This window comes from Ralstonia sp. UBA689 (genome assembly GCF_002298975.1).
Classification (GTDB): Bacteria; Pseudomonadota; Gammaproteobacteria; order Burkholderiales; family Burkholderiaceae; genus Ralstonia.
Window position 1 is genome coordinate 1 of record NZ_DBMV01000021.1, and the last position, 17685, is coordinate 17685.

Sequence of the window (17685 nt, forward strand, 5' to 3'; positions counted from 1 at the left end):
TCGAGCCTCGTTTCCCGCTCCAATCCCGAAGGGAAGCCACGCTTCCCTTTTTCTTTATCGGCACGGCGCAGTGTGGTGGATGCACGCGATTCGTCACGAATCGCTACAATGCGGTGTTGAACCCCTGGCGGGGTAGCAAAGTGGTTATGCAGCGGCCTGCAAAGCCGTGTACGCCGGTTCGATTCCGGCCTCCGCCTCCAGAATGCATTAAAAAAAGCCCCGACTGGTTCGGGGCTTTTTCGTTGGCGCGGCGCCTATCCGCGCGCTTTGGTCGGCACCTTTCTCACTTTCGTTTCAGTGGCTTGTACGGCACGCCCGTCGCAAGCCATTGGCCGCATCGGCGCGAGCGGCTGTTCGGTCTGCCTGTCGACCAGCACCGAGTGTTTTTCGCCGCGTGCGAACAGATGCGCCTCCCCCCATTGGCGTAAGCCCACCACCAAAGGAAACAACTGCTCGCCTTTGGGCGTCAGTACGTATTCCTGGTACGCCGTGCCGTCAGAGGCCGGCGCCACGGTAAAGACGCCATGCTCGACCAGCAGGCGCAGCCGATCCGCCAGGATATTGCGCGCAGCGCCAGTGCTTTTCTGGAACTCGCTGAAGCGGCGCAGGCCGTCGAAGGCGTCGCGCACGACCAGTAGCATCCAGCGGTCGCCGATCACGTCGAGCGCGCGGGCGACGGGGCAGGTGGAGTCGTCGAAGCGTTTGCGTTGGACCATGGCGGTATCGGCGGCGAATGGCCGTTTCGATCAAGTGGTTGCATGATAAAACAAGTCTGCCTAGACTCATCTGGTTTTAATTTGAAACTGGATGAGTTTGGGATGTCTGCAGATCCTCTTGCCGCCAATTCGCCGGTCGCAGGCGTTGCCTCTTCTTTCGTCTTGCCGCGCGCGCCGGTCGCGATGCTGGCGGTCTGTGCGGCGGCCAGCGTGGCCAACGTCTACTTTGCCCAGCCGCTGCTCGACGCTATGGCCCGTGACTTTGCGCTGAGCACGGCATGGGCCGGCGGTATCGTCGGCGCGACGCAGGCGGGGTGCGCGCTGGCGTTGGCGCTGGTCGTGCCGCTGGGAGACCGTTGGCCGCGCAAGCCGTTGCTGCTTGCTCAACTTGTGCTGTTGGCGGCAACGCTGCTGGCGGTGAGCCTTGCACAGACCCGCTGGCCGTTGCTGCTGGGCATGCTGTGCGTCGGTCTGCTGGGCACGGCAATGACGCAAGGGCTGATTGCCTGTTCGGGCGCGCTGGCACCGGCGACGGAGCGTGGGCGGGTGGTGGGCGCGGTGCAGGGCGGTGTGGTGATCGGCCTGCTGCTGGCGCGTGCTGTGGCCGGCCTGATTGCGGGTGTTTCGGGCTGGCGGGCTGTCTATGCCGCATCCGCCGGGTTGTCAGCGGTGATGTTGATCGCGCTGTGGCGGTGGTTGCCAGCACTGCCTGTGGCATCGGCGCCCATGCGTTACGCCATGCTGCTGCGTTCGATGTGGCAACTCCTGCTGACCGAGCGGGTGTTGCAGGTGCGCGGCCTGATTGGCCTGCTGATGTTCGCGGCGTTCAGCGTGTTCTGGAGTGCGCTGGCACTGGCCTTGAGCGCGCCGCCATACGCGTTCTCGCCGGCAGGCATCGGCGCCTTCGGATTGGTGGGAGCGGTCGGCGCGTTGGCGGCAGCGCGCGCGGGGCATCTGGCCGATCGCGGATGGGCGCAGGTGGCCACGGGCGTCGCGCTCGGGCTGCTGCTGACGGCCTGGGTGCCGCTGGGGCTGGGCTTGCGGCATCTGGGCTGGCTCGTTGCCGGCGTGATCCTGCTGGATCTGGGTGGGCAGGCTGTTCACGTGCTCAACCAGAGCCTGATCTTTCGCTTACATCCGGAGGCGCACAGCAGGCTGGTCGGCGCGTACATGCTGTTCTATGCGGCGGGCAGCGGGCTCGGGGCGATGGCGTCGACGGCGGTCTATGCGTGGGCTGGGTGGCTGGGCGTGTGTGCCTTGGGGGCTGCTATCAGCCTGGTGGCGTTGGGGTTCTGGGCGGTGACCGCGGCGTGAGCATATCGCCGAGCGGTCCCAGGGCATTAGGGGTTCCCCTTGGCTGGCGCGAATTCGAGGTTAATGTCAGCGCGGCGGCCTGCTGCCCGAAAGATCGGGTCCTATACTTTCAGGCAGGTGCGCCTTGTAATGGCGCAATGAAAAATGATAGAAGGATACAAAACCCGACGCTGCGCTTAGGTTTTCACAATTGTTTGCAATATGACAGGGGCGGCCTTTTAGGATGGCTTGGGCTCAAGTCGGTATGTAATGCGTACTGATGGCCTGGGTAAGGTCTTGCGCGGGAGTCGGTGCCGCGCCGGAGGTGGCAGGTGGGTCGAACAGCGATGCACCGGTCCGGGACCCAGATCACAACGACAAAGGGAGCGAGCCGGCATCCCATGCAGCGAGGGGCGGTGCTGGTGAAGCGGCCGGACCCGGAACGGGGAAAGGGCAGTCCAGATGGCGATACGAATTGCCTCGGTGGAAGACAATCAGGCGCAATCAGAATTGATTCGAGAGATCCTGGTTTCGTCCGGATACGAATGCGAGTGTTTCAGTAGCGGTGATGCCTTCGTCAAGGCGCTGCGGGATCGAACCTTCGACCTGCTGCTGCTTGATTGGCAGTTGCCCGACATTAGCGGCATCCAGCTTGTGAGCTGGGTGCGGCAGACGGTCGGCCCGGCGCTGCCGGTGCTGTTCCTGACCAACCGTTCGCTCGAAGATGATGTGGTGCGCGGGCTGGCTGCCGGCGCGGACGATTACATCATCAAGCCGGTGCGGCGCGCCGAGCTGGTGGCGCGCGTGGGTGCGCTGCTGCGCCGCGCGGCACCGCGCACGAGCGAATCGCTTGAGCGCATCCGCGTAGGCCCGTATGTGGTGGACCCGATCGGGCGCGTGCTGACGCTCAATGGCTCACAGGTTGAGCTGTCGCCGCGCGAGTTTGACCTGGGGCTGTACCTGTTCCGCAACATCGGCAAGCTGGTGCCGCGTGAGCTGATCGAACAGGCGGTCTGGGGGCGCAGCATCGGCCCGGATTCGCGCACGCTGGCCACGCATATCTCCAAGCTGCGGCTCAAGCTTGATCTCAACCAGAAGAACGGTGTGCGACTGGTCTCGGTCTATTCGCATGGCTATCGGCTCGAAACGACGCAAGAAGATGACGAAGCAGGTTGATGCGCTGCGGCGCGATGGGCTCGGGCGCGCCGCGGTTGTCGGCGCGCTTGTCGTTTTCGGGGGGGGCTGGCAGGCCGCCGTGGCCCAGCCTTCGGGTGCCGACGGCACCGATTTCCTCTACCGAGTGCAGCCGGGCGATACGCTGATCTCCCTGGCAGACCGTTACATGGATAGCGTCGAAGGCTGGCGCCTGCTGCAGCAGCGCAATCACGTGGCCAATCCGTACCGCTTGCAGCCGGGTTCGGTTCTGCGCGTTCCATTCGATCGCATTCCGGAGGTGCCGGCGACAGCGCAGGTCGTGTTTGCACGCGATGCCGCTACCGCCGACCACAAGCCGCTGCAGGCCGGCATGAAGCTGGCAGAAGACGCGCAGATCGAGACCGGCGACAAGGGCGCCGCCACGCTCGCCTTTGATGATGGCACGCGCGTGACCGTGCCGCCGGGCAGCCGCGTGACGCTTGCGCGTGTGCGGGCCTTTGCACGTGCAGGGCTCATCGATGTGCGTGTGCATGTGAAGCAGGGTGAAGCCGAGTCGAATGTCTCGCCCAGGAAGAGCGGTGTGGGTCGCTACGAAATCTCCACCCCGGCACTCGTGACGGGCGTGCGGGGCACGCGCTTCCGTGTGCAGGCAAGCGAGTCGGCATCGACGAGTTCCGTGCTCGAAGGCGAGGTGGTCGCAAGAGCCGGCCGCCAGACGCAATCGGTCAAGGCCGGGTTTGGCGTGCAGGCATCCGGTGGCCGCATCAAGCGTGCAGCGCTGCCGCCCTCGCCCAAGTTGAATGCAATTCCGGAACTCGTGCAGACGCCGTGCTTCCGGGCAACATGGCAACCGGTCAAGGGGGCGGTGGCCTATCGATCGGCCATAGCACGCGATGCCGCGTTGACCGAACTGGGCGCGTATCAATCGAGCAAGACGCCTGGCGCCACGTTGTGCGGTGACGAGGATGGCGACTACACACTGATCGTGCAGAGTATCGACGCGCTCGGCCTGACCAGCGTATCGGCCACGCGGCCCTTTACAGTGCGCCTGCACCCGGAGGCGCCGTACACGATCCAACCTGCAAGCGGCAAGACGTATCGCAGCGGTGAGGTGGCGTTCGCCTGGGCGGCCGTGTCCGATGTGCGCCGTTATGACATGGAAGTGGCCGACACAGAAACCTTCACGTCTCCGGCCATCCTGCAGCGTGGGCAGGATGTGCGCGTGGCCAAACCGTTGGGCGCCGGCACCTGGTGGTGGCGTGTGCGTTCGGTGGCTGAGGACGGTAAGACCGGTCCGTGGAGCGACGCGCTGCGCTTCCGTGCGCTTGATATCCCGCTCGATGCCGCGCCGTTGGCCTCCATCGATGCTGGAGACGACGGCATGCTGCACGCCCACTGGCCCGCGCTGGCTCCCGAACTGACAGTATCCGGCGCGCGCACGCGCGTGCAGCTTGCGGCTGAACGGACCTTCGCCAAGCCGATCGCCGACATCGTGAGCGACGGCAGCCAAGCCACGATCCCGCAGCCGCCGGCAGGCGTGTACTACATCCGCACGGGAGTGGATCTGGGCGATGCGGCGTCGGTTGTCTACGCCAAGCCGCAGCGCATCGACATCGGCGCTTTTGTCGGCGATTCGTCGCGCAGCCCTGTGCAGAGCGGCGGCGGCAATCTTCTGCTCAATGACTGGTCCGGCCGCGCCAGCCCCCGCTGACTCAACGCTCGCCAGTCCGGCGCGGCGGCGCCCGGGGTTGCGCTCACTGGTGGAGTGGGGCGTGCTGGTTGTGCTGGCAGCGCTGCTGACAGTCGGTGCCGTGCGCTGGAGCGTGGTCTCGCGGCTGGATGCGGCGCTGTACGACACCGCGATCACGCTGCACGGCCATGCGCCGCGTGAGGACATCGTCATCGTCGCCATCGACGACCAGAGCCTTGATGCGGCGGGCCGCTGGCCCTGGCCGCGCAGCCGCCTGGCGGATCTGATCGGGCGCGTCGGGGCCGCACGGCCGCGCGGCATCGGCGTCGATATCCTGCTCATGGAGCCCGACCTTGCCTATCCGGAGGGCGACCGCGCGCTGACCACGGCCATTGCGCAGGCCGGGCACGTCATCCTGCCGGCGCTGCCGGAGCGCACGGAACAGGGACGCGTCTATCACTATCCGTTTCTCGGCATCGACGCCGCCATCGCGCATATCAACGCCGCTCCAGACGAAGACAGCGTCGTGCGCGGCGTGTATCTGGCCGAAGGGCCGCGCGCGCATGTGCTCGACCATCTGGCTGTGCAACTCGCGCGGCTGGCTGCGCAACCTCCGGTCGCGATGCCGGCAATGCGTGACGCGGAACGCGACACGGAAGCCGATGCCGACGGCTGGACGCGGCAGGCGCATGTCCGGCTGAACTTTGCGGGGCCGGCCGGTACATTCCGCCACGTGCCAGCCGTGGATGTGCTCAACGGTCGCGTGGCGGCGGATGTGTTTGCCGGCAAGCTGGTGCTGATCGGGGCCACCGCTTCGGGTGTGTCGGATATTTTTGCGACGCCCACTTCGCGCACGATGAGCGGCGTGGAGGTACTGGCCAATGCCACGCAGACGGTGCTCGACGGCAGCGCCATTCTGCCGGTGTCGCCGGCTGTGTTCTGGGCGGTGACGCTGCTGCCGTTGCTGATGACCGCATGGGCCGTGCGCAGGCTCACGCCGCGCATGGCCCTTGCCGCGGCGTTGGCGAGCGCGGCGGCGCTTCTCGTTGGCGTGATCGGCATGCTGGTGTTCGGCAACCGCTGGTTGCCGCCATTTGCGGCGCTGGTCGGGCCGCTGGTGCTGTATCCGCTATGGAGTTGGCGCCAGCAGGAAGCGGCTTTGCATTTCCTGCGCGACGAGCTGTATCGCCTCGCGCGTGAGCCCGGCGTGCTGACCGACACTGCGCCACTGGCCCGTACGGGCCGCACGCTGGGTGCGCACATGGATGCCGTGGCCTCGCTCATCGACAAGCTGCGGGGGCTGCGCCGCTTCCTGGCCGATGCGCTGGAGAGCTTGCCAGATGCGACCGTCATCTGCGCACCCGACGGCGCCATTCGCCTGGCCAACGGCCGCAGCGCAGGGCTCGTTGGCCAATCGAGCACGCCGGGCCAGAATCGCGCTGCTGCGTTGCGCGATCTGCCGAGCCTGCTGGCGCGTGTCTTTTCCGATCCGGCTGCTGGCGAACATTATTTGGAGCGCTGGCTGGCGGAGCCGGATACCAAGCTGGAGCCCGTCGAACTGGGCACGCACGACGGTCGCTCGATGCTGATGCACGCCGCCGCCTTGCGTGACGACACGGGCCGGCCCATCGACATCATCGTCAGCTTTGCCGACATCACCCCGGTGCGGCAGGCCGAGCGCCACCGCGAAGAAGCGCTGCGCTTCATCTCGCACGACATGCGCTCGCCGCAGAGCGCCATCCTCGCGCTCATCGAGCTGCAGCGCGATGCCTCGCGCGCGCTCGATCACGAGACGCTGCTCTCGCGCATCGAGCAGCTCTCGTCACGCACGCTGGAGCTGGCCGACGCCTTCATCGACCTGGCACGCGCTGAATCACAAACGCTCAAGCTGGTGGACGTGGATCTGGTCGGCCTGGTGCTCGATGCGGCCGATGAGGTGTGGGCCCTGGCGAACCAGCACCACGTGGAGGTGCGCGTAGCCGCCGACATCGAGGCGCCCGTCCGCGGTGATCCGCGCCTGCTGGTGCGTGCGCTGGTGAACCTGCTCAACAACGCCATCAAGTTCAGCGCCGCTGGCTCGGTGGTAACGGTGTCGGTCGGCATTGACGAAGCGATGCTCACGGTGGCTGTGGCTGACCAGGGGGCGGGCATCGCGCTGGCTGACCAGCCGCGCCTGTTCCAGCCGTTCCATCGTATGCACGAGGACGGAGCCAACGCGCCGGCCGGTAGCGGCCTCGGCCTCGTTTTCGTGAAGACCGCGGTTGAGAGGCACGGCGGGCGCATTGCCGTGCAGAGCGCGCCGGGGTTGGGCTCAACCTTCACAGTCTGGCTGCCGCGCGGGCCGATTCACCACGACGCCTGATCATCGGTTGGCGAGCACCGCAGGCAACCGCGCGCACGGCGCGGCCTCTGCCATGTCTTTTTCAATCGTTTGCAATCGGCCAGTCTGGTGGCTCTACAGTTGATTGGCCGATCGGCACAACGTACCCGGGTGACACGCCCGGTCGAGAGAAGGCGGCTACCGGGCGAGAACCGGGAGCACAGGCAGATGAATCCCAGGCAATACCGATCACCCGAGACGCCACGTATGTTGAGCAAGACCGCAACCGATGCGCTGGGCGAATGCGACTACGAACGCATTCGCACGCAACTGTACCAAGCCCTGCGCGGCGACGGGAGTCCGCTGCAGGACGCGCGAGTCTGGCAGGCCGGTCGGCATTTACCCATTCCGGGCGGCGAGGGCACTGATTCAGTTGGTGCGCGCAGCGGTCATCACGCCACGGCTTAATCGCGTCGCAACGCTCTCCACGAGACCGAGTTATGAAAATCGGCTTGATCGACACCCACTCCGCTCGCCAGCAGGCGATCCACTCCGCGCTGCAGCCCTCGCGCTTCGAATGCGTGCCGCTGTTTCTCTCCCGCCAGGTGTTCGAGGCGATCGACCTGCAAGGCATCAACGTGCTCATGGTGGGTTCTCAAGCTCATGACATGCCCGGCCTGTCGCTGGTGCGCGCTGTGCGCGAGCGCATGGGGCCCGGCATGGCGATCGTCTACCTTGCCGACGGCCAGGCCGATGCCGAAACCGCCGATGCGCTCAATCACGGCGCCGATCTGTGCTTCCAGGGTGAGATCCGTCCGCCCGAGCTGCTCGCGCGGTTGGATGCGCTGATCCGCCGCTTCGCCGTCAGTCGCGCCGTGCGTGCTTCCGAGATTCACCTGGGGCCCTATACGATCGACCGGCAGAACCGCTCCGTCCGACTGCGCGATACGTCGGTGTCGGTGCATGCGCGCGAGTTCGAACTGGCGCTACTGCTGTTCGCCAACGCGGGGCGCATCCTGTCGCGCGCCGATATCGAGTTGGCGCTGTGGGGCCGCGAGCTCAGCCCGTATTCGCGCACGCTGGACACGCACGTCTCGCGTCTGCGCAAGAAGCTGTTGCTGGGTGCCGAGAACGGCTTGCGCCTGCGCGCGATCTACGGGCAGGGCTTCTGCCTGGAGCGCGTCATGGAAAGCGTGGCCGCTCGCTGACATCCGACGCCGATTCTTTCTCCAACCCCGTAACGACGCCATGCACCTGATCTTCGCCGTACTCATCGGTTTCCTGGCAGGTCTCGTTGCCCGCTGGATCACGCCCGGACGCGGCCCCAGCGGCTTCATTCTCACCACCTTGCTCGGCATTGCCGGCGCGCTGGCGGCCACGTTTCTCGGGCAGTTGCTGCGCTGGTATCAGCCGGGCCAGTCGGCGGGATTCATCGGCGCGGTGGTCGGTGCGGTCATCTTGCTGACCAGCTATCACCTGATGCGGCGCGAACGCTGAGAGCGTCGCTCCACGACACGAGGCCCCGCGAGTCGGGGCTTTTTTGTTGGCCACCGAAGCTGGGAGGCGGGGATCGAGCGGCTGCCCACAGAAAGAAAACGCCCTGATACTCGGGACGGCAGCATCAGGGCCAAGAAGGCCGCGGCTCTCTCTTCCGCGACCGAAGCGCACCCACGAGGGGTCGGTGCTTGATCAGGTTACGTGGCAGGCGGAGGAAGAATGCAAATCTTTATCAACGATGTCCGGTGCGCGGCAATCACGTATGGCTGCACGCTAACAGACATCGTACAACTTGAATGCTTTGAAGCCTGTCGAATTGGTATCTGGGTCAGGCTGAGAATTCCGCCGTTGGCGTGCGGGCGGCCTCGTGCGCGCGCCGCAGCCGCTCGCGGCTGTTCGACAGGTGCATGCGCATCGCGACGCGGGCGGCTTCGGGGTCTTTGCGCGAGATGGCCTCGAAGATGCTGTGATGCTCGCGGTTGACCGTGGCGCGGGATTCCGGCGTGTTCAGGTGGCCGACTTGTGCTGATCCGATCCGGCTGCGGGGGATCAGCGTCTTGCCGAGCTGGGCCAGGGCGTTGACGAAGTGTTCGTTGCCGGTGGCGCGCGCAATGCTCAGATGGAATTGCAGGTCGGCGGTAGCGCTGTCGTTGCCGGCAACCTGATCCTGCTCAATGGCATCGAGCGCCGTGCGCAGGGCCTCCAGGTGGCTGGGAGTGATGCGTTGGGCCGCCAGCCCGGCGCATTCTGTTTCGATAGCCACGCGCAACTCCAGCATCGACAGGATGTCGTGCAGCGTGGAGGCGTCGCCCAGGGGGATGCTGTTGTCGGCGCGTGGCGGCAGCACGAAGCTGCCGATGCCGTGGCGCGTCTCGATGAGCCCCTTGGCTTGCAGGCGCGAAATGGCTTCGCGCACCACTGTGCGGCTGACGCCGAGTGCCTCCATCAGGGCGGATTCCGTCGGCAACTTATCGCCCGGGCGCAGCCAGTTCGTGGGCATGGTCGGTATCCGCCATTCGTTCTGATGTTCTGATGACGCTCGAGACGTGGCTTGCTCCGGGCCCGGTGCACACCTTGCGTGCCGGGGTGTTGATGATGGACGTCGCGCCTGCCGCCTGCCTGCACGACGGCTTCAATGGGCTGGCGTGGCCCAAGGCCGGCTGCTATCCGCTGCTGCCATTCTCCAACCGCATCCGCGACGGGCGCTTCCTGTGGGGCGGGCGTGAAATCCGCCTGGCGCCCCATCCGGGGCAGGCCACACGCCATGCATGGCGTGGCGCATGCGCGAGCCTGGCAACTTGATCATCTGTTCGAAAACGAGGCCGTGCTCAGTCTGCGCTACGTGCCTGTGGCGGAGGGCTGGCCTTGGCCATTCTTTGCGACGCAACGCTTCGTGCTGACGCCCGATGGGCTCGATGCGGAACTGACCCTGCGCAACGATGGCGACAACGGGATGCCTGCCGGCGGTGGTTTCCATCCGTACTTCGTCCGCACGCCCGGCATGCGCGTGCAATTCGAGGCTGCAATGATGTGGCCGACCGATGCCGGCGAGGTCGCCATCCGGCGCGAGCCGATCACGGTGCGCGAAGACTTTCGCAGTGCGCGCGCCTTGCCGAATGACGCCCTTAGCGTCTACTACAGCGATTGGCGACAGCGCACGGTCGTGTCACGCGAAGATGGCGCGACGCTCACGTTGAGCGCAGAGGAGCCGCTCGATCATTTCATCCTGCATGCACCGCGCGGCCAATCGTATTTCTGCCTGGAGCCGGTTTCGCATGTGGCCGACGCGGTCAATCTGGCTGGGCAGGGGTGGGACGGCACCGGGCTGCGAGTCCTGTTGCCCGGCGAGACCCTGCGTTTGCGCATGCAATTGCGTATCAACGTGCCGATCTGAGCCCTACTGTCTGACCACCGATCACTATTTCGCGGCGGAGCGCTTTGTCGCCGAGGGCCGACGACCTTGCGGTTGCGGACGCCGGGGTATCTCCGCTGCGCCATCGTGCAGCGGCACTTGCCGCTCGCCCAGACATGGGCGGCACTGAAGCAGATCGGTGATCTGGGAATAGGCGGGCAATAGGCTGAGGAACAGGCTGCCACGAGCGGGCGTGCGCAAACCGCAGAAAAGACAAAGGCCCGACAGTTTCCTGTCGGGCCTTTGCGAGATCTGGTGGGGCGTGAGTGACTCGAACACTCGACCTACGGATTAAGAGTCCGCTGCTCTACCAACTGAGCTAACGCCCCCGCGAAGAAATGAGACTATATCAACCTTTTTCTGATCGCGCTAGTCCTTTGTGCGATTTTTTTCGAATTGCCTGCGTGACTGTGCAGCGCGTCGATGAACTGCGTGAGGCCGTGCGTGGGATGCTTGTCGCGGTGGCGCACGATCAGCAGCGGCCGGGCAATGCGCGGCAGGCCGCTTTGCACCTCGACCAGCCGGCCGGCACGCAGAGCGTCGGCCACCACGTGGCGCGACAGGCAACTGATGCCATAGCCGGCCGCCACCGTGCGCTGGATGGCCTCCGAGTGTCCGAGTTCGAGCGCCACGTGCAGTGGACCCACCACCGAGGCGATGCGGCTGTCGATCAGTTCGCGCGTGCCGGAGCCGGGCTCGCGCATCAACCATCCGGCTTCGCGCAGCGCCGCGTGCGAGACCGCCCCCTGCGCGAGCGGATGCCCCGGCGCGGCGACGATCACCATCTCATCGTCGATCCAGGTTTCGATCTCCAGCGCTTCGCCGCGACAGGTGCCTTCGATCAGGCCGATGTCCACCTCGAAACGCTGCACCGCGTCGACCACGTCCTGCGTATTGCCGATCAGTACGTCGAGCTGGCTGTCCGGCGCGATCTGCTTGCGGAAGTCGGCAAGCAGGGCGGGCAAGACGTAGTTGCCGATCGTGCTGCTGGCCGCCAGCTTCAACCGCACGTTGGCTTGTTGCGTGGCGTGCTCCAACGCATCGGCATGGTCGAGCAGGGCCTGTGCCTGCGGCAGCAGTTGCCGGCCAAGCGCATTCAGGTGCAGGCGCCGTGCGTGCCGGTCGAACAGCGGATGGCTGAGCGTTGACTCCAGTTCTGCCAGCGCCGCGCTCACCGCCGATTGCGAAAGGCCAAGCTGTTCTCCGGCGGCGATGGTCGTCTCGCTCTGGGCGACGGCAGCAAAGACGGCCCATTGTCGCAAGGTGGCGCGAGGGGCTTTATTATCCATAAAACTGGTCATTCTTAGAAAAATTACCCATTTTACATGTTATCACGCGCCGCATATCGTTATGCGTATAGCGAATAAGCAAGGCGGATGTGATGACAATTGCACAGAAACAACTGGCTCCGCAGGGCGTGGCGGCAGGGTTTGACGGCCGGACGCTGGTCAGCGTGGGTGTGCTGTTCGGGTTTGCGGGCCTGTCCGTGGTGCTCGGCGGGATGAGCTGGGCGGGGCGCCTGGGCTTGAGCGCACTGACGCTGGCCATCCTGCTGGGCATGGCGGTGGGGCATGTGCCGGGGCGCGAGCGTTGGCTGACCCCTGGCGCGATCCAGTTTGCGCGGCACACGCTGTTGCGTGCCGGCGTGATTCTCTATGGCGCGAGGCTGACGCTGGCGCAGATCCACGATCTCGGTGCCTCCGGCGTGGCGATTCCGCTGCTGGTGCTGGCAGCGACCATGCTGGCCGGTACCTGGATCGGCACGCGCTGGTTCGGCCTCGTGCGTTCGCAGGCGGTGTTGGTGGCGGCGGGCAGTGCCGTGTGCGGCGCGGCTGCGGTGCTGGCCGTGGCGCCCGCGGTCAAGGCCTCGCCACGCGAAACGGCAGTGGCGATTGCCAGCGTGGTGCTGTTTGGCACGATGGGCATCTTCCTGTATCCGTGGCTCTACACGCTGGTCACGCATGCCGGCATGGCCGTCTCGCCGGAGCACTTCGGTGTCTATATCGGCTCGACGATGCACGAGGTGGCGCAGGTGATTGCCGCTGCGCGTCCGCTGGGCGATGACGCAACCAACGCGGCGGTCGTCAGCAAGATGGTGCGTGTGCTGGCGCTGGCGCCGCTGCTGGTGGTGCTTGCCTGCACCGCGCCGACGGAGGGCGACGCATCGAATACCGGCTCGCGTGAAGGTGCGCTGCGCAAGGCCGCAGGTCATGCCTGGAAGGCCATGCCCTGGTTTGCCGTGGGCCTGCTCGGCGTAACGCTGCTGAATTCCGCAGGTGCCATTCCAGCCGCATGGCATGCCCCGATCGACGCCATCGATACCGCCATGTTGGCCTGCGCGATGTTCGCTATCGGCACGCAGACACATGTGCCGATGCTCCTGAAGTCTGGCGTGCGCCCGCTGTTGTGCGCGGCGGTGCTGTGGGTCGGGTTGGTGGGCGGCGGTGCGGTCCTCAACGCTGGAGTGCGTTGGCTGGTGGGCTGATCTCCACGCTCTCGGGCGGTCCTCCTAAGACCGCTCAGGCGCTCTGATGGCGCGCAAGTCGTATCTGGTGTGCGGCTTGCGCGCCGCGTTTTTTTATCTGCTTCTCATCTGCGGTGGGCGGCCTAGTATGAAGACCCATGGCGTGGATAAGAGGGGCGATCATGCAACCGCATTCTGTTGTTTCAAGAGACGAATGGCTGGTCCAGCGCCGCGCGTTGCTGGCCAGAGAGAAAGAGGCGATCCACCTGCGTGATGCGATCAACGCGGAGCGCCAAGCGTTACCCTGGGTGAAGGTCGATACGCAGTACATTTTCGATACGCTGGACGGCAAGAAGACGCTGGCCGAACTGTTCGACGGCCGCAGTCAGTTGATCGTCTATCACTTCATGTTGGGGCCGGGCTGGGAAGCGGGCTGCCCTGGCTGCTCGTTCCTGTCGGATCATCTGGGTGGAATGCTGCCGCACCTCAATCACCATGACGTGACGCTCGTTGCCGTCTCGCGCGCGCCGATGGCGGAAATCACCACCTACAAGCAGTGCATGGGCTGGCAGTTTCCGTGGGTGTCATCGTTCGGCACCACGTTCAACCACGACTATGGCGTGAGCTTCTCGCCCGAGGAGCTTGCCAGCGGCGCCGTCGACTACAACTACACGGCCACGCCCAGAGAAGACGCACACGACGAACTGCCCGGCATGAGCGCGTTCTACAAGGACGAAGCCGGCAACGTGTTCCACACGTATTCGACGTATGCGCGCGGGCTGGAAGACATGGTCGGCACGCTGCTGCTGCTCGACCGTGCGCCGCTTGGTCGGAACGAAACCGGGCCAATGTCATGGGTGCGCCGTCATGACGAATACGAAGACGCACCGTCGAGCAGGCGCGCGTGCCGCGCGTCGTAAAGCAGGGAAGGGAAGAAGAGGAGGGGGGGTGGTGCCCGAGGCCGGGATCGAACCGGCACGCGCCGGTGAGGGCGCAGCGGATTTTAAGTCCGCGGTGTCTACCAATTTCACCACTCGGGCACATCAGGCTGCAGACCGGTGCAGACAATACACGCATCGGCGCTACAAATGGAAACGCCCCGCACGAAGCGAGGCGTTTTGTTTTTTGGCTCCCCGACCTGGGCTCGAACCAGGGACCTACGGATTAACAGTCCGGCGCTCTACCGACTGAGCTATCGGGGAATCGCTGCAACAGCGAAGAAATGAATTCTAACTAGTTTCCTTTTTCTCCGTCAATACCTTTTTTGCGGTGACGGTGAAAAAGTTCGGACATCACCGTTCCAGGTACTGTTCCTTGTCCTTCACGTCCTTCCAGTCGTCGGCGTCGGGCAGGGGTTGCTTGGTCTTGGTGATGGACGGCCAGCCGGCCTGTGCCAGATCGGCATTGATGGCGATCCACTTCTGCTGATCGGCGGGCACGTCTTCCTCGGCGTAGATGGCGTTGACCGGGCACTCGGCTACGCACACCGCGCAGTCGATGCACTCATCCGGATCAATCGTCAGGAAGTTCGGGCCTTCGCGGAAGCAGTCGACGGGGCAGACGTCCACGCAGTCGGTGTACTTGCAGCGGACACAGCTTTCGGTAACGACGTGAGTCATTTCACTTGGAAATTGAAGCTAGGAATTCGTGGGGTGCGCGGTCATGGCGGGTGCCATGCCGACAAGCCCGCATTGTAACGCACCGGCCGTGCCTGACGGCTGCGTCATCCGCGCGCCGTCAGACAGTTTTGGCATGTGTTTATGCGTTGGCTCAAGGTTTGGTCGGGGCGTTATTGCGCATGCTCGATCACCATCTGCACGCGCGTGATGCCGTTGAAGGTGTTGTTATCGAGCCGGTAAGCCACATAGGCCGAGGCGCCGAGCGGTTCGGCGTGGTTGAACCAGATGGCGTCGAAGTGCTGCTTGCCACGGCCGAGCTTGAGCTTCAGGTGCTTGTCCTTGAGCACGGCCTGCGACAGCACGTCGAACTCGCCGCAGAAGCTCGGCGCCGGAAAGCCCTGGCCCCAGACCTGGGTTTCGAGCAGCTCGACGAACTGCGGCGTGAAGCACTCGGGGTCGGCCTCGCCGTCGGTTTCCAGCACGCGGGAGAGCAGCGCCTCGTTTAGCCATTCGCGGCCGACGGCCTCGAAGGTGGCAACGAAATCGTCGAAGCCGTCTTCGCGCAGTGTGAGGCCAGCCGCCATCGCGTGGCCGCCGAACTTGACGATCAGCCCCGGGCGGCGTTTGTGCACGGCGTCTAGCGCGTCACGCAGGTGGAAGCCGGGAATCGAACGGCCCGAGCCTTTGATCACGCCATCATCGCCGGGCGCAAAGGTGAAGACGGGGCGATGGAACTTGTCCTTGATGCGCGATGCGACGATGCCGATCACGCCCTGGTGCCATGTCTCGTTGTAGACAGCGATGGTGTGGCGGCCAGCGCCGTCCAGGGCATTCATGCTGTCGAGGATGGCAAGCGCTTCCTGCTGCATACCGGCTTCGATCTCGCGGCGCTCGCGGTTCATGCCGTCGAGTTCTGCGGCGATGGCCATGGCGCGGTCGTAGTCATCCGTGAGCAGGCATTCGATGCCGAGCGACATGTCGGCCAGGCGACCGGCGGCGTTCAGGCGCGGGCCGAGGCCGAAGCCGAGATCGAACGTTGATGCGCGCCTCGCCTCGCGCCCGGCCACGCGGAAGAGTGCGGCGATGCCCGGGCACATCCGCCCCGCGCGCATGCGCCTGAGCCCTTGCGCTACCAGCAGGCGGTTGTTGACATCGAGTTTGACCACGTCGGCCACTGTGCCCAGCGCGACCAGATCGAGCAGCGCATCGAGGCGCGGCTGATCCTGCTGCGTAAACGCGCCCCGGTTGCGCAGCTCGGCCCGCAGCGCCAGCAGCACGTAGAACATCACCCCCACGCCCGCCAGGTTCTTGCTTGGGAAGCCGCAGCCCGGCTGGTTCGGGTTGACGATCACGCGTGCCTCGGGCAACTGCGCGCCCGGCATGTGGTGATCGGTGACGACCACGTCGATGCCCAGCGCATTGGCCGCCGCTACGCCCGCCACGTCGGCGATGCCGTTGTCGACCGTGACCAGCACGTCCGGCTTCTCACGCGCAGCCAGCGCCACGATCTCGGGCGACAGGCCGTAGCCGTATTCGAAGCGATTCGGGACGATGTAGCTCACCTGCGCGCCCAGCATGCGCAACCCGCGCACGCCGACGGCACACGCGGTGGCGCCGTCGCAGTCGTAGTCAGCGATGATGAGCAGGCGTTTGCCGGCGGCGATGGCATCTGCCAGGTAGCGCGCCGCGTCGTCGATGCCCTTGAGCTGCGCGGGCGGTAGCAGGTCGGCCAGTTCGGTCGAGAGTTCGGCGGGCCGGGCGACGCCGCGCGCGGCCAGAATGCGGGCCAGGACCGGGTGGATGCCATGGCCGGCCAGCGTGTTGGCGGCCTCGGGGGAATGCGAGCGGACAGCGATGCGGGTCATGCGGAATCAGGCGGACATCGAAAGCGGGGACAGCGCATCGCGCAGGGTGCGAGCACGACTGAAGCGGCGTAGCCAGCCGAGCGGCCCGTTGGCCAGTTCGCGGCGCGTAACGCGGTAGTGGGCGTAGTGCGAATCGCCGGTCAGCACGAGCGAGACGGCGTCGATGCGGCCATCGGCCAGTGCGTCGGCGGCGGGGCTGAACCAGTCGCGGTCGTAGGCGCGCAGGGTTTCGATCCAGTCGTACCAGTTGGCCGAGAGATAAGGTGCGCTGGCCGCGTCCAGCAGCACGGCAGCGCTGGTACCGTCAGCTGGCACGGCGGCGAGCGTCTCGGCGCACAGTTTGGTGGCGTTGGCTGCACGGCACAGGCCCGCGAAGAATGGATCGGCGCCGATCATGCGTTCGGCAATCGGGCGGGTGTCGAGCAGCGCGCCCTGACCGAACAGCCAGACCGAGTTGACCGGCAGCAGGCCGCGCGCCTCGCGGGCCTGGTTGACGGGGTGGTCGTACCACGTCATCTGGATCTCGTTCTGGAACTTGCGCCACGTGCGTTCCTGCTCGCCCTTGTGCATCCAGATGTCGATGTTGTGGCCGGTGGCGCGCTGCGGGGCGGCGGCGATCAGGTCGCCGAAAGGGGCATCGGCGATATACCAGCGGGCCGCCTGCGGGGCATCCAGCGTGAATTGCGTGTCGGCCAACAGCGGGGCGATGGCCGCGCGCAGCGCATCCGCGTCGGCCGCTTCCAGCCGAAGCTGGGCCGGATCGAGCATCACCAGGTGGTCGCGCGCGGCGTGGATGTGTACCGGCTGCAGGCAAGCCCAGGTGCGCGTATCGGCTGTGCCGCCGTCGGCCAGGCGCATGTAGGGGGCGGAAGGCAGCGGAGAAATCGGCAGCCCGGCGTGCGCCGCCAACCAGCGCTCGTGCGGCAGCGTGGGCAGGTAGGCGTCGTCGTGGCGCTCGCGCGCTGCTTCGCGGGCGCGGGCAAGCAACCTTTCCAGGCCCGGCAAGGTCAATTGACGGTAAGCGTCGTCCGCCACCTCGGCAGCGGGCGCGCAAAACGGGACAATCAGGGTCAGTTCAGGGATCATGGCGACGAGATTGTAAACTTCCGGCTGCCCGGCGAGTGCGCTGGCTAAATCACACCTCTTTGGGACAT

At 65.6% G+C, this 17685-nt stretch carries 15 protein-coding genes, 4 tRNA genes and 1 pseudogene; 11 read left to right on the forward strand and 9 right to left on the reverse strand.

Annotated features, from left to right (window positions below; genetic code table 11):
- Positions 1-126 precede the first annotated feature (126 nt).
- Positions 127-200, forward strand: a tRNA-Cys gene (locus B4F51_RS08775).
- A gap of 54 nt (positions 201-254) precedes the next feature.
- On the opposite strand, the gene B4F51_RS08780 is transcribed toward B4F51_RS08775, so the two are convergent.
- Positions 255-716, reverse strand: coding sequence for a winged helix-turn-helix transcriptional regulator (locus B4F51_RS08780; protein ID WP_296224809.1), 462 nt, complete (start codon positions 714-716; stop codon positions 255-257).
- Positions 717-818: 102 nt separating this feature from the next.
- Here B4F51_RS08780 and B4F51_RS08785 point away from each other — a divergent pair, with 102 nt between their 5' ends.
- The 7 genes from B4F51_RS08785 (at position 819) to B4F51_RS08815 (ending at position 8671) form a co-directional block, all read left to right on the forward strand.
- Entirely contained in the window at positions 819-2030 is a 1212-nt protein-coding gene (locus B4F51_RS08785; RefSeq protein WP_414706722.1) for an MFS transporter, read from the forward strand.
- Positions 2031-2471: 441 nt separating this feature from the next.
- Positions 2472-3185, forward strand: coding sequence for a response regulator transcription factor (locus B4F51_RS08790; RefSeq protein ID WP_296224810.1), 714 nt, complete (start codon positions 2472-2474; stop codon positions 3183-3185).
- Positions 3169-4875, forward strand: coding sequence for a FecR domain-containing protein (locus tag B4F51_RS08795; protein WP_296224812.1), 1707 nt, complete (start codon positions 3169-3171; stop codon positions 4873-4875). The genes B4F51_RS08790 and B4F51_RS08795 overlap by 17 nt, the downstream gene beginning before the upstream one ends.
- Entirely contained in the window at positions 4844-7216 is a 2373-nt protein-coding gene (locus B4F51_RS08800) for a CHASE2 domain-containing protein (RefSeq protein WP_296224814.1), read from the forward strand. The genes B4F51_RS08795 and B4F51_RS08800 overlap by 32 nt, the downstream gene beginning before the upstream one ends.
- Before the next feature lie 225 nt (positions 7217-7441).
- Positions 7442-7642 (forward strand): hypothetical protein, encoded by a 201-nt coding sequence (locus B4F51_RS08805; RefSeq protein WP_296224816.1) that lies wholly within the window; start codon positions 7442-7444, stop codon positions 7640-7642.
- Between the two features lie 32 nt (positions 7643-7674).
- Positions 7675-8382 carry a response regulator transcription factor gene (locus tag B4F51_RS08810; RefSeq protein WP_296224818.1) on the forward strand — a complete coding sequence of 236 codons (708 nt, stop codon included), beginning with the start codon at positions 7675-7677 and terminating at the stop codon, positions 8380-8382.
- A 40-nt stretch (positions 8383-8422) separates the two neighbouring features.
- Positions 8423-8671: a GlsB/YeaQ/YmgE family stress response membrane protein gene (locus B4F51_RS08815; protein WP_296224819.1), complete on the forward strand. Its 249-nt coding sequence runs from the start codon at positions 8423-8425 to the stop codon at positions 8669-8671.
- Positions 8672-8999: 328 nt separating this feature from the next.
- Here B4F51_RS08815 and B4F51_RS08820 read toward each other — a convergent pair whose 3' ends face one another.
- A complete protein-coding gene (locus B4F51_RS08820; RefSeq protein ID WP_296224821.1) occupies positions 9000-9671 on the reverse strand; it encodes a FadR/GntR family transcriptional regulator in 672 nt (223 codons plus the stop codon).
- Between the two features lie 32 nt (positions 9672-9703).
- Here B4F51_RS08820 and B4F51_RS08825 point away from each other — a divergent pair.
- Positions 9704-10565 (forward strand): annotated as a pseudogene (locus B4F51_RS08825) (aldose 1-epimerase).
- Positions 10566-10836: 271 nt separating this feature from the next.
- Here B4F51_RS08825 and B4F51_RS08830 read toward each other — a convergent pair.
- A tRNA-Lys gene (locus tag B4F51_RS08830) sits at positions 10837-10912 on the reverse strand.
- A 15-nt stretch (positions 10913-10927) separates the two neighbouring features.
- The gene (locus B4F51_RS08835) at positions 10928-11872 is read right to left on the reverse strand and encodes a LysR family transcriptional regulator (protein ID WP_296224824.1); all 945 of its coding nucleotides are present in this window, start codon (positions 11870-11872) and stop codon (positions 10928-10930) included.
- 92 nt (positions 11873-11964) lie between these two features.
- Between B4F51_RS08835 and B4F51_RS08840 the strand changes: the two genes are divergently transcribed.
- Together B4F51_RS08840 and B4F51_RS08845 are read left to right on the forward strand one after the other, a co-directional pair.
- Positions 11965-13068, forward strand: a complete 1104-nt coding sequence (locus B4F51_RS08840; RefSeq protein WP_296224826.1) for a YeiH family protein — start codon at positions 11965-11967, stop codon at positions 13066-13068.
- A 161-nt stretch (positions 13069-13229) separates the two neighbouring features.
- A complete protein-coding gene (locus B4F51_RS08845; protein WP_296224828.1) occupies positions 13230-13967 on the forward strand; it encodes a DUF899 domain-containing protein in 738 nt (245 codons plus the stop codon).
- A gap of 29 nt (positions 13968-13996) precedes the next feature.
- Here the strand turns inward: B4F51_RS08845 and B4F51_RS08850 are convergent.
- The 5 genes from B4F51_RS08850 to B4F51_RS08870 form a co-directional block, all read right to left on the reverse strand.
- Positions 13997-14087, reverse strand: a tRNA-Leu gene (locus B4F51_RS08850).
- 86 nt (positions 14088-14173) lie between these two features.
- Positions 14174-14249 (reverse strand) — tRNA-Asn (locus B4F51_RS08855).
- 90 nt (positions 14250-14339) lie between these two features.
- Complete coding sequence (gene fdxA, locus B4F51_RS08860) at positions 14340-14666, reverse strand: ferredoxin FdxA (protein ID WP_296224831.1); 327 nt, start codon at positions 14664-14666, stop codon at positions 14340-14342.
- Between the two features lie 170 nt (positions 14667-14836).
- Positions 14837-16531, reverse strand: a complete 1695-nt coding sequence (gene recJ, locus B4F51_RS08865) for a single-stranded-DNA-specific exonuclease RecJ (RefSeq protein ID WP_296224833.1) — start codon at positions 16529-16531, stop codon at positions 14837-14839.
- Between the two features lie 6 nt (positions 16532-16537).
- Complete coding sequence (locus B4F51_RS08870; RefSeq protein WP_296224835.1) at positions 16538-17617, reverse strand: hypothetical protein; 1080 nt, start codon at positions 17615-17617, stop codon at positions 16538-16540.
- Positions 17618-17685: the final 68 nt, after the last annotated feature.